The sequence below is a fragment of the Lactiplantibacillus dongliensis genome (assembly GCF_005405105.1).
Classification (GTDB): Bacteria; Bacillota; Bacilli; order Lactobacillales; family Lactobacillaceae; genus Lactiplantibacillus; species Lactiplantibacillus dongliensis.
Genome location: NZ_BJDK01000040.1, coordinates 13076 through 31607, shown reverse-complemented (window position 1 = coordinate 31607; position 18532 = coordinate 13076). Strand labels below are relative to the sequence as shown.

Below are 18532 nucleotides of genomic sequence, written 5' to 3'. Positions count from 1 at the left end.
TTCTTTTCTAATAATATATCAGGTTTAGAAAAGCGAACGAAGCAATATGCATTTTAACTTTTAAAACAAGCCCTAATGTCCATTGTCTAACGCCGGGCGACCCAAAATTGGCTCAGTAGTATCATTTATCTTATTCGGTGATTTTCCGGCTTAGAAAACCGCACTTTGGCTTTCAAACGCGGCCACCATGTTCCAGCCAATTTTGGGCCAATCTGGCAATTTAAACCAACTAGCACCAAACGTACTTATGCTAAGATTAAACTTGCTTCAAGGAGGACCTTTATGCTGATATTAGATCAACTCAAACAAACCGCCGACTTTACCGCCACCGAAACCCGGATAGCTGACTATTTATTGCAACACTTGGACACGGCTAAGGCGATGTACTTAAAAGATCTTGCGACCGCCACCTATACATCGCATTCTGCGATTATTCGACTGGCCCAAAAGTTAGGTTATCGCGGGTTTCGTGACTTTCAACAAACACTGACCACCGCGGCCGTGGCACAAGCCCGTACCGTGACTGAGGTTGACGCCAACTTTCCTTTTGCCGCTGAAGATGATCCGCAAGCCATTGCAAAGAAAATGGCGGATCTAACGGTTACGACTGTGCAGCGTTCCTTTGACCAACTGGATACCGCAACGCTAACTGCGATGGCCCAGACACTAGATCAAGCCGAACGGATTTTTATCTTCTCGCAAGGTGATTCCCAGCTACGCGCCCGTAGCTTTCAAAACAAACTTATCAAAATCAACAAATTTGCAATTATTGCAGAAGAATACGCCGACGACGCGTGGAACGCTGCCAGCTTAACGTCGCGTGATTGTGCCCTATTTATCTCATACGCTGGCACCACCAAGGTTCATCAACAATTCGCGACGTACTTTCATGACCAACAAATTCCGAGCCTTGTCATCACTGGCAACGCTAACGCCCCACTGATTCCACTGAGTTCGCAACACCTAATCTCGTTACAATCAGAAAACGGCTTTGCTAAGATTGGGACCTTTGCCTCCCAAACAGCCTTCGAATACTTATTAGATACCCTGTTCTCAGTCATGTATGCGCAACACTTCCAACAACATCTCAGTAACTTGCAACAAAAACAGCAGTTAATTCAAGATGGTCCACTGACAACTAAATAACCATCTAAAAAAGTCTGGAGTTATCCCCCAGACTTTTTTAGATGCGGCCACCACGTTTCTACCAATGCTGCCCTAACCAGCGTGGCACCCTGCGCCAATTAGCAACAAGTGTACTCTGAATGGTTATGGCCGAAACTTGCGACAACAAAATTTTGACCCACTCTGCTTTTAGCGTTAGACCCTATCCTAACTTCAACTGTGCCGATGCTAACGCTTGATCAACCACCGCCATAACTTGTTCCGAATGGCGTAATTGTGTCTTCACAAAAGCCATATCGTGTTCCGTAATCACCCGATTAAAGATGGCGAATTCACTAAACATCCGATGGGGATGCCGATTATGGTTGACCATCTCAGCCATCCCGTCGCGACATTGTTCATCGAAGCTGGGAATCGTATTCGTTGGACCATTGACGACCATTGACCCCGCCGTCCCCTGCAAAGTTGACTTGACCGGTGCTTCGCAATCCTTGGCTCCAATGCAAACCACCTTAGTATTGGGATAATCCATGATCAAAACACCTGACGTATCAATCTGGCGTTCAACATTGGCTAGATAATGGACCGCAGTTGGCGCACCTAGCAAGCCGACCACAAAATGAATATTATAAATATTCAAATCCATCAAGGCACCGCCGCCCAGCTTAGGATCAAAGGTCGGCAACACTGTCCCCGCTTTAAATTGATCATAACGCGATGAGTATTGTGAGTAGTTACATTCAACCACTTTCAAGTCTCCTAGGGCGGGCAAATCTTGCTTAATGGCTTGGTAGTTCGGTAAATACTGATTGGTAATCGCTTCAACCAACACCAAATCCTGACTTAACGCCAACTGTTTCAACTCAGTTAATTGATGCGCGTTCAACGTAAACGGCTTTTCACAAATAACATTCTTACCCTGCTCCAACGCCTGCTTCGTGTAACTGTAATGTAACGAATTCGGCAAAGCGACGTAAATCGTATCAATATTCTGATCAGCCAATAACAAATCATAATCTGTATAGACCTTTTTAATCCCATACTTCGTCTGCAAGCCCTGTGCCTTCGTTAGACTCCGCGGCGTACTCAATAGACCAGCCAAATCAATATCTGGTAAATCGCCAACCATCGTTAAAAAGTCAGCCACAATCTTGCCGGTTCCTAAGATTCCTAAGCGCATGCGGTCACACCTCCGTTTAGTGTTTAACTTGCTTGATCCCGGTTTCGAGCATCTCTAATTGTAAAATCGTTTCTTCATCTTTAACCGTCTTCGGCTGACCATTAATAATCGCTTGGTACAAGCCTTCATAGACCCGACTATAATCACCGGGAACCGAGACGACTTTTTCTTCATGATACTGATTATCCGCATCCATGTAGGTTTCCGTCCCATAATTTTCCGGTTGGTCTAATCCAAAATCAGGATGATCTGGCAAGTAGAAATGTTTCAAATCAACTTCTTGCCGATCTTTTTCGGCTTTAACGAACATCCCTTTTTTCCCGTAAACCACAAAACTAGGCCGCGGCTTAATCCGGAAGTAACTAGACTTGACAGAAACTTTCAACGTCCCGTAATACAAATCAATATCAAAGTAATCATTCATCCGATCTGCTCCTAATAATTGGCGCACATCATAATGCACATCATCTGGCCGCCCAAAATAAGAAATGACTTGGTCCAAGGTGTGGCAGGCGTGCCCATAAAGGTAGCTAGACTCAATGGAAAAGTGATCCACATTGGTTGGCACTTCTGGCCGGAAGTAATCAAACGACATCTCAACTTCTAATAGATCGCCCAATTTACCACTCTCAATCACCTTTTGCACGGTTAAGAAGTCGGAATCATAGCGCCGGTTTTGATAGCATTGCACTAATAAGCCTTTCTCCTTGGCTAAAGCAAAAAGCTCGCGCGCTTGTGCCGAAGTCTCCGTAAAGGGCTTTTCAACCAGTGCGTTCTTGCCGTGATTCAACACGTCTTTAGCCAATTGATAATGCGTTGACCCTGGCGTTGAGACGACAACCAACTGAATCTCAGGATCATCGTAAATATCATTGATATCAGTCGTATAATGCACCCCATCAATTGGCGTCCAGTTCTGACGACCAGAACGCGAATAAATTGTTTTAACCTTAATCTTATCTTTCAACTTTAAAGCAAAGGGCAAGTGATACCGATTGGCACTCTTCCCGTTCCCAATATACGCAATTGTTAACATGTTGATTCCTCCATTTATAATGGGCTTAATTTGCCACTCTGGTTGGGCCAGAATTGGCTGGAACGTGGTGGCCACGTTTTTGAGCCACAAACCGGTCTCAAAAGCCGGGCTTTGACTAAGTCGGAAAATCACCAACTAAGTCAAACGACACCACTGAGCCAATTCTAGCCCGCCCGGCGTTAATTCACAGGTACAATGAATTAATGGTTCCTCTAACCCTAAAATTCAACTAATAGGCTGATTAATCAATCTTCAAAAACTAATGTGTATGGTTCCTTTAGATCGACTTTGGTCCACAATTTGTATTGACATCGCTAATTCTAGTCGTAGTGACCAGGATGGTCGCCGTGTCGAGTCACTTTGACCGGTGATTTTCCGGTCTTAGTGACTGGGCCGCCTTTTAAGACGCGGGTTACGGCTTGAAAGCGCCCTGCAGACCGTTCTTTGGCTGCAGGTCTGCCCCACAGCGGCCGTCCTGGTCAACGAAGACGGCTAACACCCATCCAAACCTGACTTGATGCTTTCATTATACTGAATCCGTTCTCATTTGACAGGGTTAACGGCTAGGTTGGTACGGATGTTCAACATTGTGACTGCCCAACTGGTCAATTTGAACATGCTATCCAATTTACAGCACTGATTTAATACCGCAATGATTTATTTTGCGTTAAAATTAAACAAATTAACTAATAAAGGAGGCGACGGACTTGCAAACCGTCTTCCTAGTCTTATTACTGGTCGCAGCCGTCGTGGGTGCCAATGCCATTTATGCCCGCTTCAGTTTAGTGCCAGTTGCTTTTCTCCAAATTGCGGCCGGGTTACTCTTAGCCTTAACGCCGTTTTATCGCCATTTTGAACTAGAACCAGAAGTTTTTTTATTCGCCATCATTTCGGTATTGATGTTTAATGACGGTCAAAACACCAGTATGCGCAAGCTAAGTCACCAGATCAGAACAACGTTATCATTAGCCGTGGTCCTTGCCATTGTGACGATTCTTATTGTGGGGACGGTTACCCACCTGATCATGCCACAATTTTCACTAGCCCTCGCCTTAGCATTAGGAGCGATTATTACCCCAACCGATGCCGTCGCAGTCTCTTCGATTACTACCAAGGTTTCGGTGCCTAAAGATGTGATGACTACCTTGGAAAATGAATCCTTATTCAATGACGCATCAGGAATCGTCGCATTTAATTTAGCGATTGCGGCCTTAGTCACCGGTAAATTTTCAGTCGTTAGTGGAATCGGCAACTTTTTGTACGTCTTTGTCGGTGGCATTTTTGTAGGTGCTATTTTGGGCTATATCATCGTGGCAGTGCGGATCATGCTGATCAATATGCGCGTCGACACGCCCTCCGTCATCGTCCCCTACACCTTGCTGACGCCATTCGTCGTTTACTTACTAGCTGAGGCAGTCGGCGTTTCCGGCATCTTAGCCGTCGTCGCCACTGGCTTAATTCACGGCCTGCAACAAGAACGCTTACGGTTAACGACCTCGCGCCTGCAAATCGTGATGTCCACCACCTGGTCAATCATTGCCAGTATTTTAAACGGGATCGTCTTTGTCCTGCTAGGAGTTTCACTACCTGGCGTCATCAGTCATTTACAACAACGAGACACTAGCTCTGTCGCGATTTTAGTGGGTGTCGGTGTCTTGCTCTACCTAATCATGACGCTAGTCCGCTTCTTGTGGATTCAACTTGGTTTCGCTCGCATTCGGGCTTGGACTAACCGAGAAAAAGCCTTGAACAGTCTCGTGGCAGCACTCAGCGGCGTCCATGGGACCATTACATTAGCGATGGCTTTTTCGCTACCGCTAACGCTAGGCAACCACGCCTTCACGTATCGCAACGACATTATCTTTGTCGCGGCCGTGGTCATCTTAGTCAGTCTACTAGTACCCACGATTCTGTTACCGCTATTCTTACCGAAGCAAGTTGATAAAGTCGCTGAAGAAGACATCGCGCAGGCCAAAGCTGAAATGGTTACCGATGCGATTCATATGCTTAATGCCCGTTATGGCGACACGCCCAATGCCAGCCAAACGATTATGATCTTAGAAGGTCAACGCGCGGTAGATGGCCGTCCCAAGAAAGCCCGATTAGCGGAACTCTTTGTCAAAGCTTACGATTGTGAAGAACAAACCATTCACCAAATGGTTGCTAGTGGTGAGTTGACTCCAGACTTAGCTGATCGTTACTTACAGATTGCTGAAAAGACGCAACTTCAAAATCAACGTTCTTTCTGGCAGCGACTGCTGTTGTTCTTTAGATTTGTCGTGCTAGGACGCTGGTCAATGAGTAAGCAGGCGCGTTTACGACGCAAAAGAATGCAGGCACTCCGACGTCGCGGAATCACACGGGAACAGGCTCTCGCTAAGAATAAGGCCATCTGGAGTGAGATCCGGAATACCGAACAAAAACCCTATGCCGCAGTCGTTAAGATGCTCAATGACAGTTACACCCAAGATAACCAACAAGAAGTTATCATTGTCCGCCGGGCTTATGATGAACGTCATCGGCGTTTATCCGGCACCCGCGACTTCCAACAAGCTCAAAATGAGCTCTTAATTGAAGCCTTTCAGTGGGAATATAACTTTATCCAAGCCCAATTAGCGACTAAGAAGTACAACCATGAATTAGGCAATGCGCTCTATGAACAGATTTCAACCGACCAATTGGTTTTCTTGCAATCAATTAATGCCGATTAAGCTAAAAGCCCCATGTCAATGACTCGTAAAGTCGTTTACATGGAGCTTTTTGTAATGTCAAAGATTGGCTTTCATTAACTTACTACTTACTCAATTAAAGCCTAAAATATTGATTAAATTTATCTTTAGCCACGCTTGGTGCTAGTTTACGCCTGCCAGTTGGTTCTTAAAACGCTGGAACGCCATGGGCCATTTTGAAGCCAAAGGCCAGTCTTCAAAACTGGCCTTGGCCTAAGTCCGAGCAGACCACTCGCACTAAGGCCAACGACACGGCTGAGTATTTTAGGAACCGACCGCTCGGCTAAATGACTGAACTGAAAATAATCAATCGTTAACTTTTTATATCCGTTAGTTAACGGCGGGCGGCCCAGAATTGGCTCAGTGGTGTCGTTTGACTTAGCCGGTGATTTTTCCGGGTTAGTCAAAGCCCGGCTTGTGAGACCGATCTTTGGCTCACAAACGCGGCCACCACGTTCCAGCCGATTCTGGGCCAACCAGAGTGGCAATTTAATCGAACTCTGTTATTTAACCCAACTAAACACCTCAATACTACTTTAGTAACGTCAACGACACTACCAACTGTCACTCGCAGTTTTTTATGACGACTTCCGGTAAACTGAAAGTAATCAATTAAGCAGTGGGGTGATGAGGTGCTGTTCCAACATTCAAAAGACCGGCTAGTAGCCATTTCCGATGGGGTCTTTGCCGTGGTGTTAACCATTATGGTTTTGGATATCAAGATTCCAACCGGCGCACTCTCTCTAACCGCTACCCGCACTTTATTGCAAGAAGTCTTCACCTATCTGATTAGCTTTGCGGTAGTTGCTCAATATTGGCAATATCACCAAGAACTCTTCGGCCCAGGTATCCAAGTCCCACCGTCTTTGTATCTCCTTAACATGGGGTACTTGTCGTTACTGTGCTTGTTGCCGTTCGTGACCGGCTGGCTAAAAAATAGTCAAACGTCTCGGTACGCGGCCGTAACCTTTGCCGTGGTGATTGCCTTGGTTGATCTTTGCCAATTGCTGATGTTCAAATTGATCATTCGAGCCAACTTAAGGCCAGATCAAACGCTAGCTAATCATGATCACGAAGAATACCGTTCTGCTAAAGTGATGGTCGTTATTAGCGGCTTGTACTTGCTAGTTAGTCTGACTTACCCCCGCCTACTGTTGCTAGTTATTTTTGCTGGCTTGATTTTCCGCGCTGGGACCACTTGGTTACTGCGCCGGATGACCGCCACTACTTAATTGACCATGTGTTACCTCGCTGTGAGAGAGTCTGGCTAAATCCAGGCTCTTTTTTCTGCTATCACCGATTCGAATTGACAAAAAAAGACGCCACAGGAACATGGCGCCAAAAATGGTCCATTCAATTGTCGTTACTTTAAGGTCGACATATCGATCACGTAGCGGTAATGTACCTTACTATCCAGAATATTCTGGTAAGCTTGTGGTACATCATCAATCCCAATCATTTCAATCTGCGGTTTGATGTCATTCTTAGCCGCAAAATCAAGCATCGCTTGTGTCATCTGAATACCACCAACGTTTGAAGCCGTCACTTTAGCCTGATTTCCAAAGATAGAAAACAAGTTAAAGTGAATGTCATTGCTAGGAATCCCAACATAACAAAAGACCCCATTAGATTTAACCAAAGGCAGATAACTGTTCAAGTCCATATCAGCAGCCACAGTATTCAAGATAAAGTCAAAGTGACCGGCTAAAGCTTGAAAGTCAGCGGGTGATTTTAGGATCTGATAATCCGTTGCACCGAACTGTTGCGCTTCATTTCGTTTGCTTTCAGAATGACCCAATACGGTCACCTGGGCCCCCATCTTAGCCGCAAATTGAACCGCGATGTGACCTAAGCCACCAAGGCCGATAATGGCCACATGACTGTTCTTACCAACGTTAAACCGCTTCAATGGGTTGTAAGTTGTAATTCCAGCACACAATAGTGGTGCCGCATCTTGTAAAGCTAATTCATCAGGGATATGCAAGACAAAGTGATCTTTAACCACAATCGCTTGTGAATAACCGCCTTGAGTAATCGTGCCATCATCGTCTTCTGAATCAAAGACAACCACCACACCATGTTCACAGAACTGTTCCTGACCAGCTTTGCAAGCAGCACATTTACCACAAGAGTTTACAAAACAACCGACACCCACCCGATCGCCGGGTTTAAAGTTTGTCACATTACTACCAACCGCTGAAACCAGACCTGAGATTTCATGACCTGGAACCATTGGAAAATGGGCGCCTTGCCACTGAACCATGCTAACATCACTATGACAGATGCCACAGTACTTAATATCAATGGCAACGTCGTCTGGTCGTAAATTCCGCCGTTGAATGACGGTTTGATTAAAAGATGCAAAGTCGCCTTTGGTATTAGCGGCCAATGCTTTAACTGATTGACTCATTAATAATCACTCCACTCCATATTATGTTAATAACAATTTCTTAAAGTTAACGACGATTGCTTAGCCTATTCGCCAGCTGGAAAGTCTGTCGAAGCAGCCAAATCTTTTTGTGCTTTAAAGTCCGCAACTCGTTTTTCCAACGTTGCAATCGTATTTTTAAGTGCTTCAGAACCCAAGACCATCCGCAAGGGGGCTGGTTCCTGGTCAACACTCTCGATAATTCGACTAGCCATCCGTACTGGATCACCAGGCGCCAGGCCATTAGCCGGATCTAACATCTTCTGAAAAGCATGCGCTGGATTGCCTTCATAGGCTGGCAAGGCATTAGCCACTTGGGCACTACCATACCGAAATTCAGTCCGGGCGCCGCCTGGTTCAACAATCGTCACGCCGATGTTAAAGCTGGCAACTTCTTGGGCAACGGCTTCCATAAAGCCTTCAATCCCAAATTTGGCTGCATGATACATTGAATTACCAGGAAAGGCAACTTGCCCACCGTATGACGAAATTTGAATTAAACGACCATGGCCTTGCGCCCGCATACTTGGCAAAATCGCACGAACCATTTGGATTGAGCCAGTCAAATCAGTCGCAATAATTTGATTAACTTCAGCATCACTTAATTCTTCGGCAGCACCGAATAAGCCATAACCCGCATTGTTGACCAAAACATCAATCTGATAATCTTTAGTTAAGTCATCAACTACTTGATGAATGGCGGCTACATCGGTCACATCTAAGATCTTGCTAATAAATGTTTTGGGATATTGCGCCACTAAATCTTGAACCTTGGCCGCATTGCGGACCGTCCCAATCACCGTCTTGCCTTGTGCCAAAAGTTGGGCCGTCATCGCATGACCAAAGCCACTGCTAACACCTGTAATTAACCACGTTTTATTCTCCATTATTGCAATCTCCTTTACTTCCGGTTGATTCCTAAGCTATCACGGGAACCAAACTGATCATCATGTGCTAACCGAACCACTAAGTCCGCAATGCTTTGACGTGAAACATTATGACCGCCGAACGGTTCACCCTTCTTCGTCACTTCATAATCGGTATCCTGCCCGTTATCAAACCATCCCGGACGAATGACCGTATAGTTTAAGTCAGAAGCTTCTACAAGATCGGCCGCATCACGATAACCTTGTAACACTGGATTTTCATCAAGATTTCCGCCACCAACACTGGCAGGAATTTCATTATAGATACCCATCGAAGTGATAAATAACAATCGTTTAACATCGGCCTGATCCATAGCAGCAATCAAACTTTGCGCCATGCTAGCCAAATTACCACTCAGCGCTGCAAACACCACATCTTGTCCGTTCAGGGCTGCTTTTAATGCCGCTTGATCAGTAACACTACCGGTAATTGCTCGTTCACGCTGCGCATTTAATCGTCCCAAGCGCTGGGTATGACGCGCCATCAGCGTTAACTGATCCGTTGTCTGATTTAAAAAATATTGCCGCGTGGTACTGCCAACCGATCCCGTTGCACCAATAATTAAAACATTTGCCATGATAAAATTCCTCCAGTTCATTTTTGAATAGATTCAGTCTACAACCTTGCAGTAACTTCAACGCAAGCCAATTACTAAATTTATTTTGCTAATTTTTCAACGTTAAATCTAAAGATTGTTTTTGTGTCCTTAGAATGGACACGAGGGCTGCCGGAAACCTGCCCAAATAACTAACCTGATAAGGCGCAATGTCTCGATCAGCATAGTTCAATGAAAAAGCTTGCCAGTCTTGGAAAAAGTAAATGCCACCAGCCACAACTTGCGACGTTAACTGTTGAGAATCATCAATCGTCGTTGGTAATTGGCCAAAATATTCATGACGACCATTTTGCTTGAATGTCAGTGTTAGCGGTAAATTAGGCGCTAAACTTTTCTCAAAATCTCCATTGACTGTTAAGTCAAAATTTTGTCCTGCATAACTAATTTTCATAACATCATCACCTATTTGATTTAACACGACGAGCCTAGTCCCTTGTAGTAAGTTCAAGGCAAGCATAACTTTAATCATGATTTCACGTTGGGGACTAGTTGGCTTAAATTGCCACTCTGGTCGGACTTAGGCCAAAACGTTCCGACATTTTAGCGCCAACCGGCAAGCGCAATTTCAACTAGCACCAAGCGCATTATTTCGTATACTTAATCACCCGCGCTGGGACCCCAACGGCAACCGCATTGTCAGGAATATCCTTGGTAACCACGGCTCCGGTGCCAATAATGGCATTTTCACCAATTGTCACGCCCGGTGCCACATTTACCCGAGCTCCTAACCACGCGTTTTTCTTAATATGAATTTCTTTCGTACTAATCGTGCGAATATGATTAGGCTCATGATTGTCGGTAAACAAACCCACACCTGGCCCCATCATGACGCCATCATCAATCGTAATGGTGCCCACAGACATCATCGTCAAATTATGATTAGCGTACACATTTTTACCTAAGTTAACGCGGTTGCCACAATCAATATACATAGGTGGCGTAAAGAAGGTGCCATCACGCATTTGCCCATGTAATAACTCATTTTCCAAAGCAACCACTTTTTCATGGTCACTAGGCCGCGTAGCATTAATCTCATAGCAAATATCATTACACCGATCGATTTCGCCATGAACTTCTCTTTGATACTGGGCATCCCGAATATCAACCGACTTGCCAGCGCGTAACTCTTCAAAAATACTCATGCCTTGACCTCCTGATCTGGCAACACATCATTGACTAGGCTAACCGCCGTTAACGTGCGTGGATAGCCAATAAACGGCAATAGTACCGTGATAATATCTAATAATGTTTGCTTACTGTTACCTACATTTTGATTAGCGGCAATATGCCCCTTAACTTGCGGATCTGCGCCGCCCATAGAAATGAGCATGGCAAATGTCAGTAGCTCACGGGTCTGTTGATCCAGCCCCGTCCGCGTGTAATAATCACCAAAACAATTATCAGCCAAGAACGTCGCGTAGTGCTTTTGATTGGCTGGGGCGCTTGCCATCATCTTATCGACGCCATCACCCACGATTTGACGAACCGTGGTCAATCCCTTTTCGGCCCGCGTCGCTGGTGTTGTTGTACTTTGTGGCGCTACTGGCACTTGAATACCACGATCACGAAAAACTTCATTAGTCCCATTCAAGAAATCAAAGACTTTACCCAGGCCAGCATAAGGGACTGCTTGATAAACAATCTCCTTAATCTCAACCGGAGTCACGCCCACATTCAATGCCGCCGTTACCATGGCTTCGTATTCATGCAAACACTGCATCGCAATTAACGCTGCCAAGGTCACCTTCATTCGCAACTTGGTCTCTAAGTGACTGTGTTGCAAGACTTCATCAAAAGCAAAATTATCAAAGATCTCTATAAATTCTGGATCAGTTTGTTTTAACGTTGACACATGGTTAGGAAACAGTTCATCATGATTTTTTTGCGCAATCTTATTAGGCATTACAAGGAACTTCCTTTCGTTTTCTCATTACAATGGCTCTAGCATAGCCCCTTGAAGTAACTGCAAGGCAAGCGTACTGTCAAAGTTTTTTCACTTATATGCACTGATGTTAATTGGCTTAAATTGCCACTCTGGTTGGCGGCACCTTTAACTAGCACCAAACATACTTGTATGTATAACTTCCATCCCCAAAACCGACTAGGACGGAAGCTTAGATCATCTTGTTAACGGATTAACCATGGTCTAGTTCAAATGATTACTTCTCGGCAGCAAAGTCCAACTGCATGGTTGCATACTTGGCGATATCCGCAGCACTAGCTGAGTAATAGCGTTTGTTTTTCTTTATGCTGGCAATCTTTTGCATTTCTTCATCAGTCAAAGCAAAATCAAAAATATCATGGTTAGCTTGAATATGGGCTGGATTAGTTGAACCAGGAATCGTGATAAATCCCATCTGATGATGCCAACGCAAAATGATCTGAGCGTTAGATTTATGATACTTAGCAGCCAAGGCACTAAAAATAGGTTCATTGACTAACTGCTTATCACCATGTCCCAGTGGGAACCAGGCCATCAATCGAGTCCCATAAGGTGCTAACGTTGCTCGCACAGTCGCTTCCGTAAAGTAAGGATGCGCTTCAGCTTGAATGACTTGCGGTTTAATCTCCGCCTGGTCTAGCACCGTCTGTAGTTGTTCACCTTGAAAGTTCGAAATGCCAATCGCTTTAATCTTGCCATCACGGTAAGCCTGTTCCAATTGTCGATACCCGGCCATAAAGTCCCCAGCTGGCTGATGTAAGAACATCAAATCAACATAATCAGTTCCTAGACGTTTCAAGGTATCATCTACGGCATTAGTATCGGTATAAACAGTTGGCCATAATTTGGTACTGAGGAAGATATCCGCACGGTTCACACCAGAAGCTTGCATGCCTCGGCCGACCCCCGTTTCGTTCAAGTAAGCATTGGCGGTATCAATCAAGCGATAACCGGCAGCCAGTGCATCAACTACCGCTTGTTGCGCCTGGTCCACTGACATTTTGAAGGTGCCAATTCCTAAAGCTGGGATTGACGTGCCATTATTTAATTTGAAAGTTGTTTCAGTCATTAATAACCACTCCTAACATATTTTTTAACCCATTGAGACGCCACATCGATTAATAGACCGGCCGATTCTGACCTTCAGTATCGGGATCGGCAATACCGATACTATCATGACTGTACTTGCTTGGATCAGCAATAATGGTCAACACAACATCAGCCACACTCTCACGTGAGCCGGAAACCCCATTGTAGGCTTGGTTCTTGGTCGTAACGACGTACTTAACACCACGATCATTTAACCAAGGTAACCGCAACGTCGTGTAGTCTAAGCCGGAGTCCGCTAAAAGTTTGTCAGACTGAAGCGCCGTTGCTAGACCAGCACCAATTGATTCCGCATTCCACCGGCCAAATTCACCACCGACTTCGTTGTAAATACCTAACACATTGGCGAAGAGTACACGTGAAACATTGTTGGCTTGCATGCCCGCAATGACGCTCTTAGTCAACCGATTCTGTTGATCGTGGTCAACAACCGCAACAAATACCATATCTTGACCAACCATCGCGGCACTCACAGCTGCTGGATCAGTGATGTCACCATCAACCAATGTCACGCGTGGGTTGGCTTGCAGGTTAGCTAAACGATTGGCGTTGCGTAAGAAGAGCGTCAATTCAACATCTGCGAATTGGTCTTCAGTTAAAACCCGGTTTTCAACGATTTGGGCAATTTGCCCGTTAGCTGCTAAAATCATTACTTTTTTTGTCATTATTAAAACTCCTCTATTATTTTAAAATTTAAATTGTCACTGTAATCATTAACTAATTATTTGACTGAACCTGTGCCACCCAGGTAGCCACACGCTGATCGGCATGATCGACTTTATTGCCATCAACAACTAATGCTGATGTGAACCGATTGGCTTGGGCACCATCGGCCTTTAAAATAGCTTTAATCCGCTCAACACTATCGCCTTGACCGTATCCGCCCTCCGTCATAAATGGGGCAAGCTGCTTATGCGTTAACTGGTTTCCATATGCTTCCAAAAAGGCCGTCATTGGATGTGATAACGTCATGGCCCAGATTGGATAACCCAAATAAACGGTGTCATATTGACTTAAATCCGGAACCTGCATGTTTAACGTTGGAAAATCAGCTGATTCACGTTCGGCGTTTGCCCGTGACAGGGTCTGTTGATAATTCGCTGAATAGTGATGTTTGACCACAATTTCTAACAGATCAGCGTGCGTTTGCTGGGCCAGCTTGCTAGCCAACAGTTCCGTACTCCCAGACCGTGAAAAGTAGATAATCAAGCTTTTAGCCGTTTTAGTTAACCGTCGTGTCGGTTGGTTTTGGCTATTGGTATCTTGATTATCAGACTTAGTGCCTGCACCATGCCGCCACTCTCCCGCAGATTTACCCAGTTGATACGCCATTATTGGCTGACCATCAATTTCACCATCCGTGGCACTGGCCTGCCGTTGGATAACCTGTTTATTAGTTTGTTGTCCAAACGATTGTTTACTTAGATTTGTCATCCACACACCTCCAATTAGCCCAATCAACACTAGACCAATACTTATTCTAACGACTAACTTCATCATAGTCCTTTTTTTAGCCTTCACCATTTTCAAAAGCCGGATATAAGGTCATCCCACCATCAATAAATAACGTAATTCCAGTAACATAGCTAGATTCTGATGAAGCCAGCCATGCTGCCCCAGCTGCGACTTCTTCTGGTGTGCCAATCCGATTCATCGGCACCATCTTAACCGTTTGATCATATTGTTTAGGATCAGCAAATTTCTTCGCATTAATCGGCGTATTGATTGCGCCCGGGCCAATGGCATTGACGCGGATATTAGCTTGCGCGTATTCCATCGCAATGGTTTGGGTGAACAACTTCACACTACCTTTGGCAGCCGCATAACTAGCAAAGGTCGGCCATGGAATCCGCTCATGCACGGAAGACATATTAATGATATTGCCCGGCTTATCTTGTTTTTTAAAGTAAGCTAACGCCGTTCGTGACCCCAGGAAGACGCCGGTCTGATCAATCGCCGTGACCTTATTCCAATCAGCCAGTGTGACTTCATGCGTTGGCGATTTGATTTCCATCCCCGCATTATTGACCCAAACGTCCAAGTCACCGAAGTTAGTCAACGCTGCGGTTAATAACGCCTTAACTCCCGCCTCAGTCGCAATATTGGCTTGCACAATTACGGCTTGACCGCCAGCTGCCTTAACTGCCTCGGCAGCTTGTTGGGCACCAACCGGATCGCTATTATAATTAATGACAACCTTCATCTTTTCTTGACCAAAACGTTTTGAAATTGCCGACCCGATCCCTTTAGACCCGCCAGTAATCACTGCTACTTTTCCATTTAAATCCTGATACATCATGGTCACTCCTTCTTACACATACGTTTTATTTTGAAGCTCAGCTCATAACTGGCTCCGTTTCAATGTCTATATCATACGACCTAAATCACGATTTTAAAATTACTAGATAAACATGCTACCATGCGTTCAACGTATAGCCCGTTCTAGCTTCAAAACGCAAGCGTCATCGACTACATAATTAGTACGGCTTAAACAAGCGTAGTCACAATGGCGCCAATGACAACCAATCCCAAACCGCTTAACGTCAAGATTAGCTCACGATGCGACTTGCGTTCATGTAAAAACAGCAAGCCGCCTAACGTTGAAATGACAACTGATAATTGTGACACGACAAATGCGGTATTAACCCCATTCTGGCTCACCGACACAATATATGTCAGTGACGCGATCGAGAACACTAAACCACCTAACACATTTAACCAGCTCACGCGTTCCCGCATAATTTTCAGTTGACCACGGCTCAGCATATAGACTAGTACCGCAACAACCATCCCAATTGATTCTGGCAAAAAGATCGCAATTCCTGACGCAGATAAGGCTTTGGGAATCGCATTGAAGACAATAAATCCAATCGTTGTTAACACTAACATTATGATTGTGCGAGTCTGGTTGTCGCCCGCCTGCTCCTGCCGATCGTGAAGGGATGTCATGATGACGCCAACAACTAGTAGGACAATCCCGATGACGCCAATCACCTTGGCAGCGGTTGTCGCCCATTCACCGAACAAGCAAACACCGACCAATGCCGTTCCCACCAGTTGTAACCCGGTTGAAATTGGCATCGTTTTTGACACCCCGACATTAGCGTAACCAATATACTGACCTAGTTGTCCAATAATCCAGAACGCGCCTGCCACTGCGGCCATTAAAAAGGCCGTCAAATTAATAGTCGGGTGCAAAATCACTTGTCCGATAATACTGACTATTAATGTTCCAATTGCCGTCCCAAAGATTTGATTGATTGGTCGACCACCTAAGCGACTCACCAGTAATGGCAACACGCCCCACGCAATCGCTGGTAATAACATCCATAAAATCGTCATCATTGCTATCCTTCTTTTTTTAAAATTTTAATCGTGCCCGTTATTGAGCTGCACTGTTCGCTGAATAAATAAGATGCTGACTAACTTGCCTAATCTATCGTTACCTTTCGCCGGTTCTTCTTAAGACTAGTACCAAAGATTTGGTCAATCGCCACCGGATCACGGTGATTAAAAAATTGACTATGATGTTGATCTAGAGCTGTGATTTCCCGCATGGCTCGATCATCTAACTCAAAGTCATTAACATTGAGATTCATCGCCATCCGGTCAGCATGCACCGTCTTTGAAACCACCACAAGCTGTCGCTGTAATAACCAGCGTAAAATCACTTGGCTAACAGACTTGCCATACCGAGCACCAATTGCTACTAGCGTGGCATTAGTGAAAATAGCCTGTTTACCTTCAGCAAATGGCGCCCAAGCTTCAACCTGAATGCCCATTGATTGTGCAAATTGAACAGCTTCCGCTTGCTGATACCACGGATTGATTTCAATTTGGTTAACGGCCGGTTTAACAGTAGTCGTTAATACCAAGTTTTTTAATTGATCACTGTAAAAATTAGACACCCCGATGGCCCGAAGCTTGCCGGCTTGATGGGCTTCTTCTAAAGCCCGCCAAGCACCAATCACATCGCCATAAGGTTGATGTAACAAATATAAATCTAAGTAATCTAGCCCCAGCCGTTTCAGTGAGGCATCAATCCCAGCTTTAGCCCGCTCATAAGTCGCATCGGCCACCCATAATTTGGACGTGATGAACAAGGCTTCACGTTTCAAGCGACTCTTCTGGATAGCCCGACCAACGGCAGCTTCATTTTGATAAGCCGTCGCGGTATCAATCGCTCGGTAACCGGCTTGTAAGGCCTGAGTGACTGCAGTTTCGCAAGCTTGGTCATCAACAATCTGGAAAACACCGAAACCGACCCGGGGCATTTCAATCCCATTATTTAACTGGACCTGTTGCTCATCCATGTGATCATCCTTTCTGTGTGCTCATTGAATGATTACATCATAAGCCGAGCCGGAATGTTTGAAAAATACCAGATAAACATGCTACTATACGTTTAGTGTATAGTGTATTTTTAGGAGCTGAGTAAATGATTGAAACTTACTTATTAGAAGAACTCACGGTTTTTGCCAAGACTGGAACGCTGACCCAAACGGCAGCGCAACTAAATGTGACCCAGCCTTCGGTCACTCGGGGCATGCAAAAACTTGAGGACGAGTTTGGGACTCGCTTATTTGCACGCCAAGCCAATCGAATTGCACTCACGCCCGCAGGTGAACTCGCCGCTAAAGAAGCTGCGCGCCTGTTACAAGCCAATTCGGCAATGGTAACCAAAGTTCAAAACTTCGACCGTAGCCAGCACACGACCATCCTAGCCGCAACGGTCCCCGGGCCGCTAATTTTATTGCGACAATTACGAGCGACCTTGGATACCCAGCTTCAACTCGAAGACCAGTTTGTGGCAACTAATGATATTGAAACGGCCTTGACCAACAATCAAGATTCCCTCATCTTCTCCAATCAAGAACTATTGACTGACACGATTGAATCTCAATATGTTGGTGAAGAGCGCTTACAAGTCAACTTGGATCAATTCATGTATCTGGCCAATCAAGCCACTGTCACTTTTGACGAATTAAAAGGCTTAAGCTTCATTGTGATGCGTGCAATCGGACCTTGGAGTGACATTATCAAGGCTAACATTGCGGATGCTAAGTTTATGTACCAAGATGATCGCGAGGCTTTCGCCGAAATTACGGCCCATTCACGTTTTCCATTCTTTGCGACTAACCTGTCACAAAGTGAACCAACCTTCGACGCCCAAGTTAAAGCCGATACCGATCGGGTTGCCGTTCCAATCAGTGACGATAGCGCTCAGATGCCGATTTACGCTAGCTACTTATTGTCACAAAAGCAACGACTATCACCACTAATTCGGCAGCTTCAGCAACAATGGCCCACAACTATTCAGCAGTGAGCAAGCGGCCCAAACGCAGGACTGTGTCTGGTCTAATGAGCAATATTTCTACAAAAAAGTAAGCGAACCAGAATTTTAAAAACTTCTGGTTCGCTTATTATTCGTCACAATTCAAA

General features: G+C 45.1%; 18 protein-coding genes. 4 read left to right on the top strand and 14 right to left on the bottom strand.

Features of this window, described 5'->3' with window-relative positions; genetic code table 11:
- Positions 1-282: 282 nt before the first annotated feature.
- The gene (locus FFM80_RS12660; protein WP_137641128.1) at positions 283-1146 is read left to right on the top strand and encodes a MurR/RpiR family transcriptional regulator; all 864 of its coding nucleotides are present in this window, start codon (positions 283-285) and stop codon (positions 1144-1146) included.
- A 181-nt stretch (positions 1147-1327) separates the two neighbouring features.
- Here the strand turns inward: FFM80_RS12660 and FFM80_RS12655 are convergent, their stop codons facing one another.
- Both FFM80_RS12655 and FFM80_RS12650 read right to left on the bottom strand, forming a co-directional pair.
- Positions 1328-2305: a Gfo/Idh/MocA family protein gene (locus FFM80_RS12655; RefSeq protein WP_137641127.1), complete on the bottom strand. Its 978-nt coding sequence runs from the start codon at positions 2303-2305 to the stop codon at positions 1328-1330.
- Between the two features lie 16 nt (positions 2306-2321).
- Positions 2322-3341 carry a Gfo/Idh/MocA family oxidoreductase gene (locus FFM80_RS12650; RefSeq protein WP_137641126.1) on the bottom strand — a complete coding sequence of 340 codons (1020 nt, stop codon included), beginning with the start codon at positions 3339-3341 and terminating at the stop codon, positions 2322-2324.
- A gap of 707 nt (positions 3342-4048) precedes the next feature.
- Here FFM80_RS12650 and FFM80_RS12645 point away from each other — a divergent pair.
- Both FFM80_RS12645 and FFM80_RS12640 read left to right on the top strand, forming a co-directional pair.
- The gene (locus FFM80_RS12645; RefSeq protein WP_137641125.1) at positions 4049-6052 is read left to right on the top strand and encodes a Na+/H+ antiporter; all 2004 of its coding nucleotides are present in this window, start codon (positions 4049-4051) and stop codon (positions 6050-6052) included.
- A 650-nt stretch (positions 6053-6702) separates the two neighbouring features.
- Positions 6703-7302, top strand: coding sequence for a TMEM175 family protein (locus FFM80_RS12640; protein ID WP_171001118.1), 600 nt, complete (start codon positions 6703-6705; stop codon positions 7300-7302).
- Positions 7303-7433: 131 nt separating this feature from the next.
- On the opposite strand, the gene FFM80_RS12635 is transcribed toward FFM80_RS12640, so the two are convergent.
- The 12 genes from FFM80_RS12635 to FFM80_RS12580 form a co-directional block, all read right to left on the bottom strand.
- Positions 7434-8480 (bottom strand): NAD(P)-dependent alcohol dehydrogenase, encoded by a 1047-nt coding sequence (locus tag FFM80_RS12635; RefSeq protein ID WP_137641123.1) that lies wholly within the window; start codon positions 8478-8480, stop codon positions 7434-7436.
- Between the two features lie 65 nt (positions 8481-8545).
- The gene (locus FFM80_RS12630; protein WP_137641122.1) at positions 8546-9385 is read right to left on the bottom strand and encodes an SDR family oxidoreductase; all 840 of its coding nucleotides are present in this window, start codon (positions 9383-9385) and stop codon (positions 8546-8548) included.
- A 14-nt stretch (positions 9386-9399) separates the two neighbouring features.
- The gene (locus FFM80_RS12625) at positions 9400-10002 is read right to left on the bottom strand and encodes an NAD(P)H-binding protein (RefSeq protein ID WP_137641121.1); all 603 of its coding nucleotides are present in this window, start codon (positions 10000-10002) and stop codon (positions 9400-9402) included.
- Between the two features lie 88 nt (positions 10003-10090).
- Positions 10091-10432: a cyclophilin-like fold protein gene (locus FFM80_RS12620; RefSeq protein WP_137641120.1), complete on the bottom strand. Its 342-nt coding sequence runs from the start codon at positions 10430-10432 to the stop codon at positions 10091-10093.
- Positions 10433-10625: 193 nt separating this feature from the next.
- Positions 10626-11183, bottom strand: coding sequence for a DapH/DapD/GlmU-related protein (locus FFM80_RS12615; protein WP_137641119.1), 558 nt, complete (start codon positions 11181-11183; stop codon positions 10626-10628).
- Positions 11180-11944, bottom strand: coding sequence for a carboxymuconolactone decarboxylase family protein (locus FFM80_RS12610; RefSeq protein WP_137641118.1), 765 nt, complete (start codon positions 11942-11944; stop codon positions 11180-11182). Before FFM80_RS12610 ends, FFM80_RS12615 begins: the two co-directional genes overlap by 4 nt.
- Before the next feature lie 256 nt (positions 11945-12200).
- The gene (locus FFM80_RS12605; protein WP_137641117.1) at positions 12201-13052 is read right to left on the bottom strand and encodes an aldo/keto reductase; all 852 of its coding nucleotides are present in this window, start codon (positions 13050-13052) and stop codon (positions 12201-12203) included.
- Positions 13053-13101: 49 nt separating this feature from the next.
- Entirely contained in the window at positions 13102-13755 is a 654-nt protein-coding gene (locus FFM80_RS12600) for an NAD(P)H-binding protein (protein WP_137641116.1), read from the bottom strand.
- Positions 13756-13807: 52 nt separating this feature from the next.
- Positions 13808-14524, bottom strand: coding sequence for a flavodoxin family protein (locus FFM80_RS12595; protein ID WP_223877365.1), 717 nt, complete (start codon positions 14522-14524; stop codon positions 13808-13810).
- Positions 14525-14600: 76 nt separating this feature from the next.
- A complete protein-coding gene (locus FFM80_RS12590) occupies positions 14601-15386 on the bottom strand; it encodes a glucose-1-dehydrogenase (protein ID WP_137641114.1) in 786 nt (261 codons plus the stop codon).
- A gap of 191 nt (positions 15387-15577) precedes the next feature.
- Positions 15578-16432, bottom strand: a complete 855-nt coding sequence (locus FFM80_RS12585) for a GRP family sugar transporter (RefSeq protein ID WP_137641130.1) — start codon at positions 16430-16432, stop codon at positions 15578-15580.
- 89 nt (positions 16433-16521) lie between these two features.
- The gene (locus FFM80_RS12580; RefSeq protein ID WP_137641113.1) at positions 16522-17403 is read right to left on the bottom strand and encodes an aldo/keto reductase; all 882 of its coding nucleotides are present in this window, start codon (positions 17401-17403) and stop codon (positions 16522-16524) included.
- A gap of 125 nt (positions 17404-17528) precedes the next feature.
- Here FFM80_RS12580 and FFM80_RS12575 point away from each other — a divergent pair, with 125 nt between their 5' ends.
- Positions 17529-18416 (top strand): LysR family transcriptional regulator, encoded by an 888-nt coding sequence (locus FFM80_RS12575; RefSeq protein ID WP_137641112.1) that lies wholly within the window; start codon positions 17529-17531, stop codon positions 18414-18416.
- Positions 18417-18532: the final 116 nt, after the last annotated feature.

Coding starts and splice junctions, on each gene's coding strand:
- FFM80_RS12650 (WP_137641126.1), bottom strand. CDS start 3,341: ATGTTAACAATTGCGTATATTGGGAACGGGAAGAGTGCCAATCGGTAT.
- FFM80_RS12595 (WP_223877365.1), bottom strand. CDS start 14,524: ATGACAAATCTAAGTAAACAATCGTTTGGACAACAAACTAATAAACAG.
- FFM80_RS12630 (WP_137641122.1), bottom strand. CDS start 9,385: ATGGAGAATAAAACGTGGTTAATTACAGGTGTTAGCAGTGGCTTTGGT.
- FFM80_RS12600 (WP_137641116.1), bottom strand. CDS start 13,755: ATGACAAAAAAAGTAATGATTTTAGCAGCTAACGGGCAAATTGCCCAA.
- FFM80_RS12610 (WP_137641118.1), bottom strand. CDS start 11,944: ATGCCTAATAAGATTGCGCAAAAAAATCATGATGAACTGTTTCCTAAC.
- FFM80_RS12660 (WP_137641128.1), top strand. CDS start 283: ATGCTGATATTAGATCAACTCAAACAAACCGCCGACTTTACCGCCACC.
- FFM80_RS12655 (WP_137641127.1), bottom strand. CDS start 2,305: ATGCGCTTAGGAATCTTAGGAACCGGCAAGATTGTGGCTGACTTTTTA.
- FFM80_RS12605 (WP_137641117.1), bottom strand. CDS start 13,052: ATGACTGAAACAACTTTCAAATTAAATAATGGCACGTCAATCCCAGCT.
- FFM80_RS12625 (WP_137641121.1), bottom strand. CDS start 10,002: ATGGCAAATGTTTTAATTATTGGTGCAACGGGATCGGTTGGCAGTACC.
- FFM80_RS12590 (WP_137641114.1), bottom strand. CDS start 15,386: ATGTATCAGGATTTAAATGGAAAAGTAGCAGTGATTACTGGCGGGTCT.
- FFM80_RS12620 (WP_137641120.1), bottom strand. CDS start 10,432: ATGAAAATTAGTTATGCAGGACAAAATTTTGACTTAACAGTCAATGGA.
- FFM80_RS12580 (WP_137641113.1), bottom strand. CDS start 17,403: ATGGATGAGCAACAGGTCCAGTTAAATAATGGGATTGAAATGCCCCGG.
- FFM80_RS12575 (WP_137641112.1), top strand. CDS start 17,529: ATGATTGAAACTTACTTATTAGAAGAACTCACGGTTTTTGCCAAGACT.
- FFM80_RS12585 (WP_137641130.1), bottom strand. CDS start 16,432: ATGACGATTTTATGGATGTTATTACCAGCGATTGCGTGGGGCGTGTTG.
- FFM80_RS12635 (WP_137641123.1), bottom strand. CDS start 8,480: ATGAGTCAATCAGTTAAAGCATTGGCCGCTAATACCAAAGGCGACTTT.
- FFM80_RS12615 (WP_137641119.1), bottom strand. CDS start 11,183: ATGAGTATTTTTGAAGAGTTACGCGCTGGCAAGTCGGTTGATATTCGG.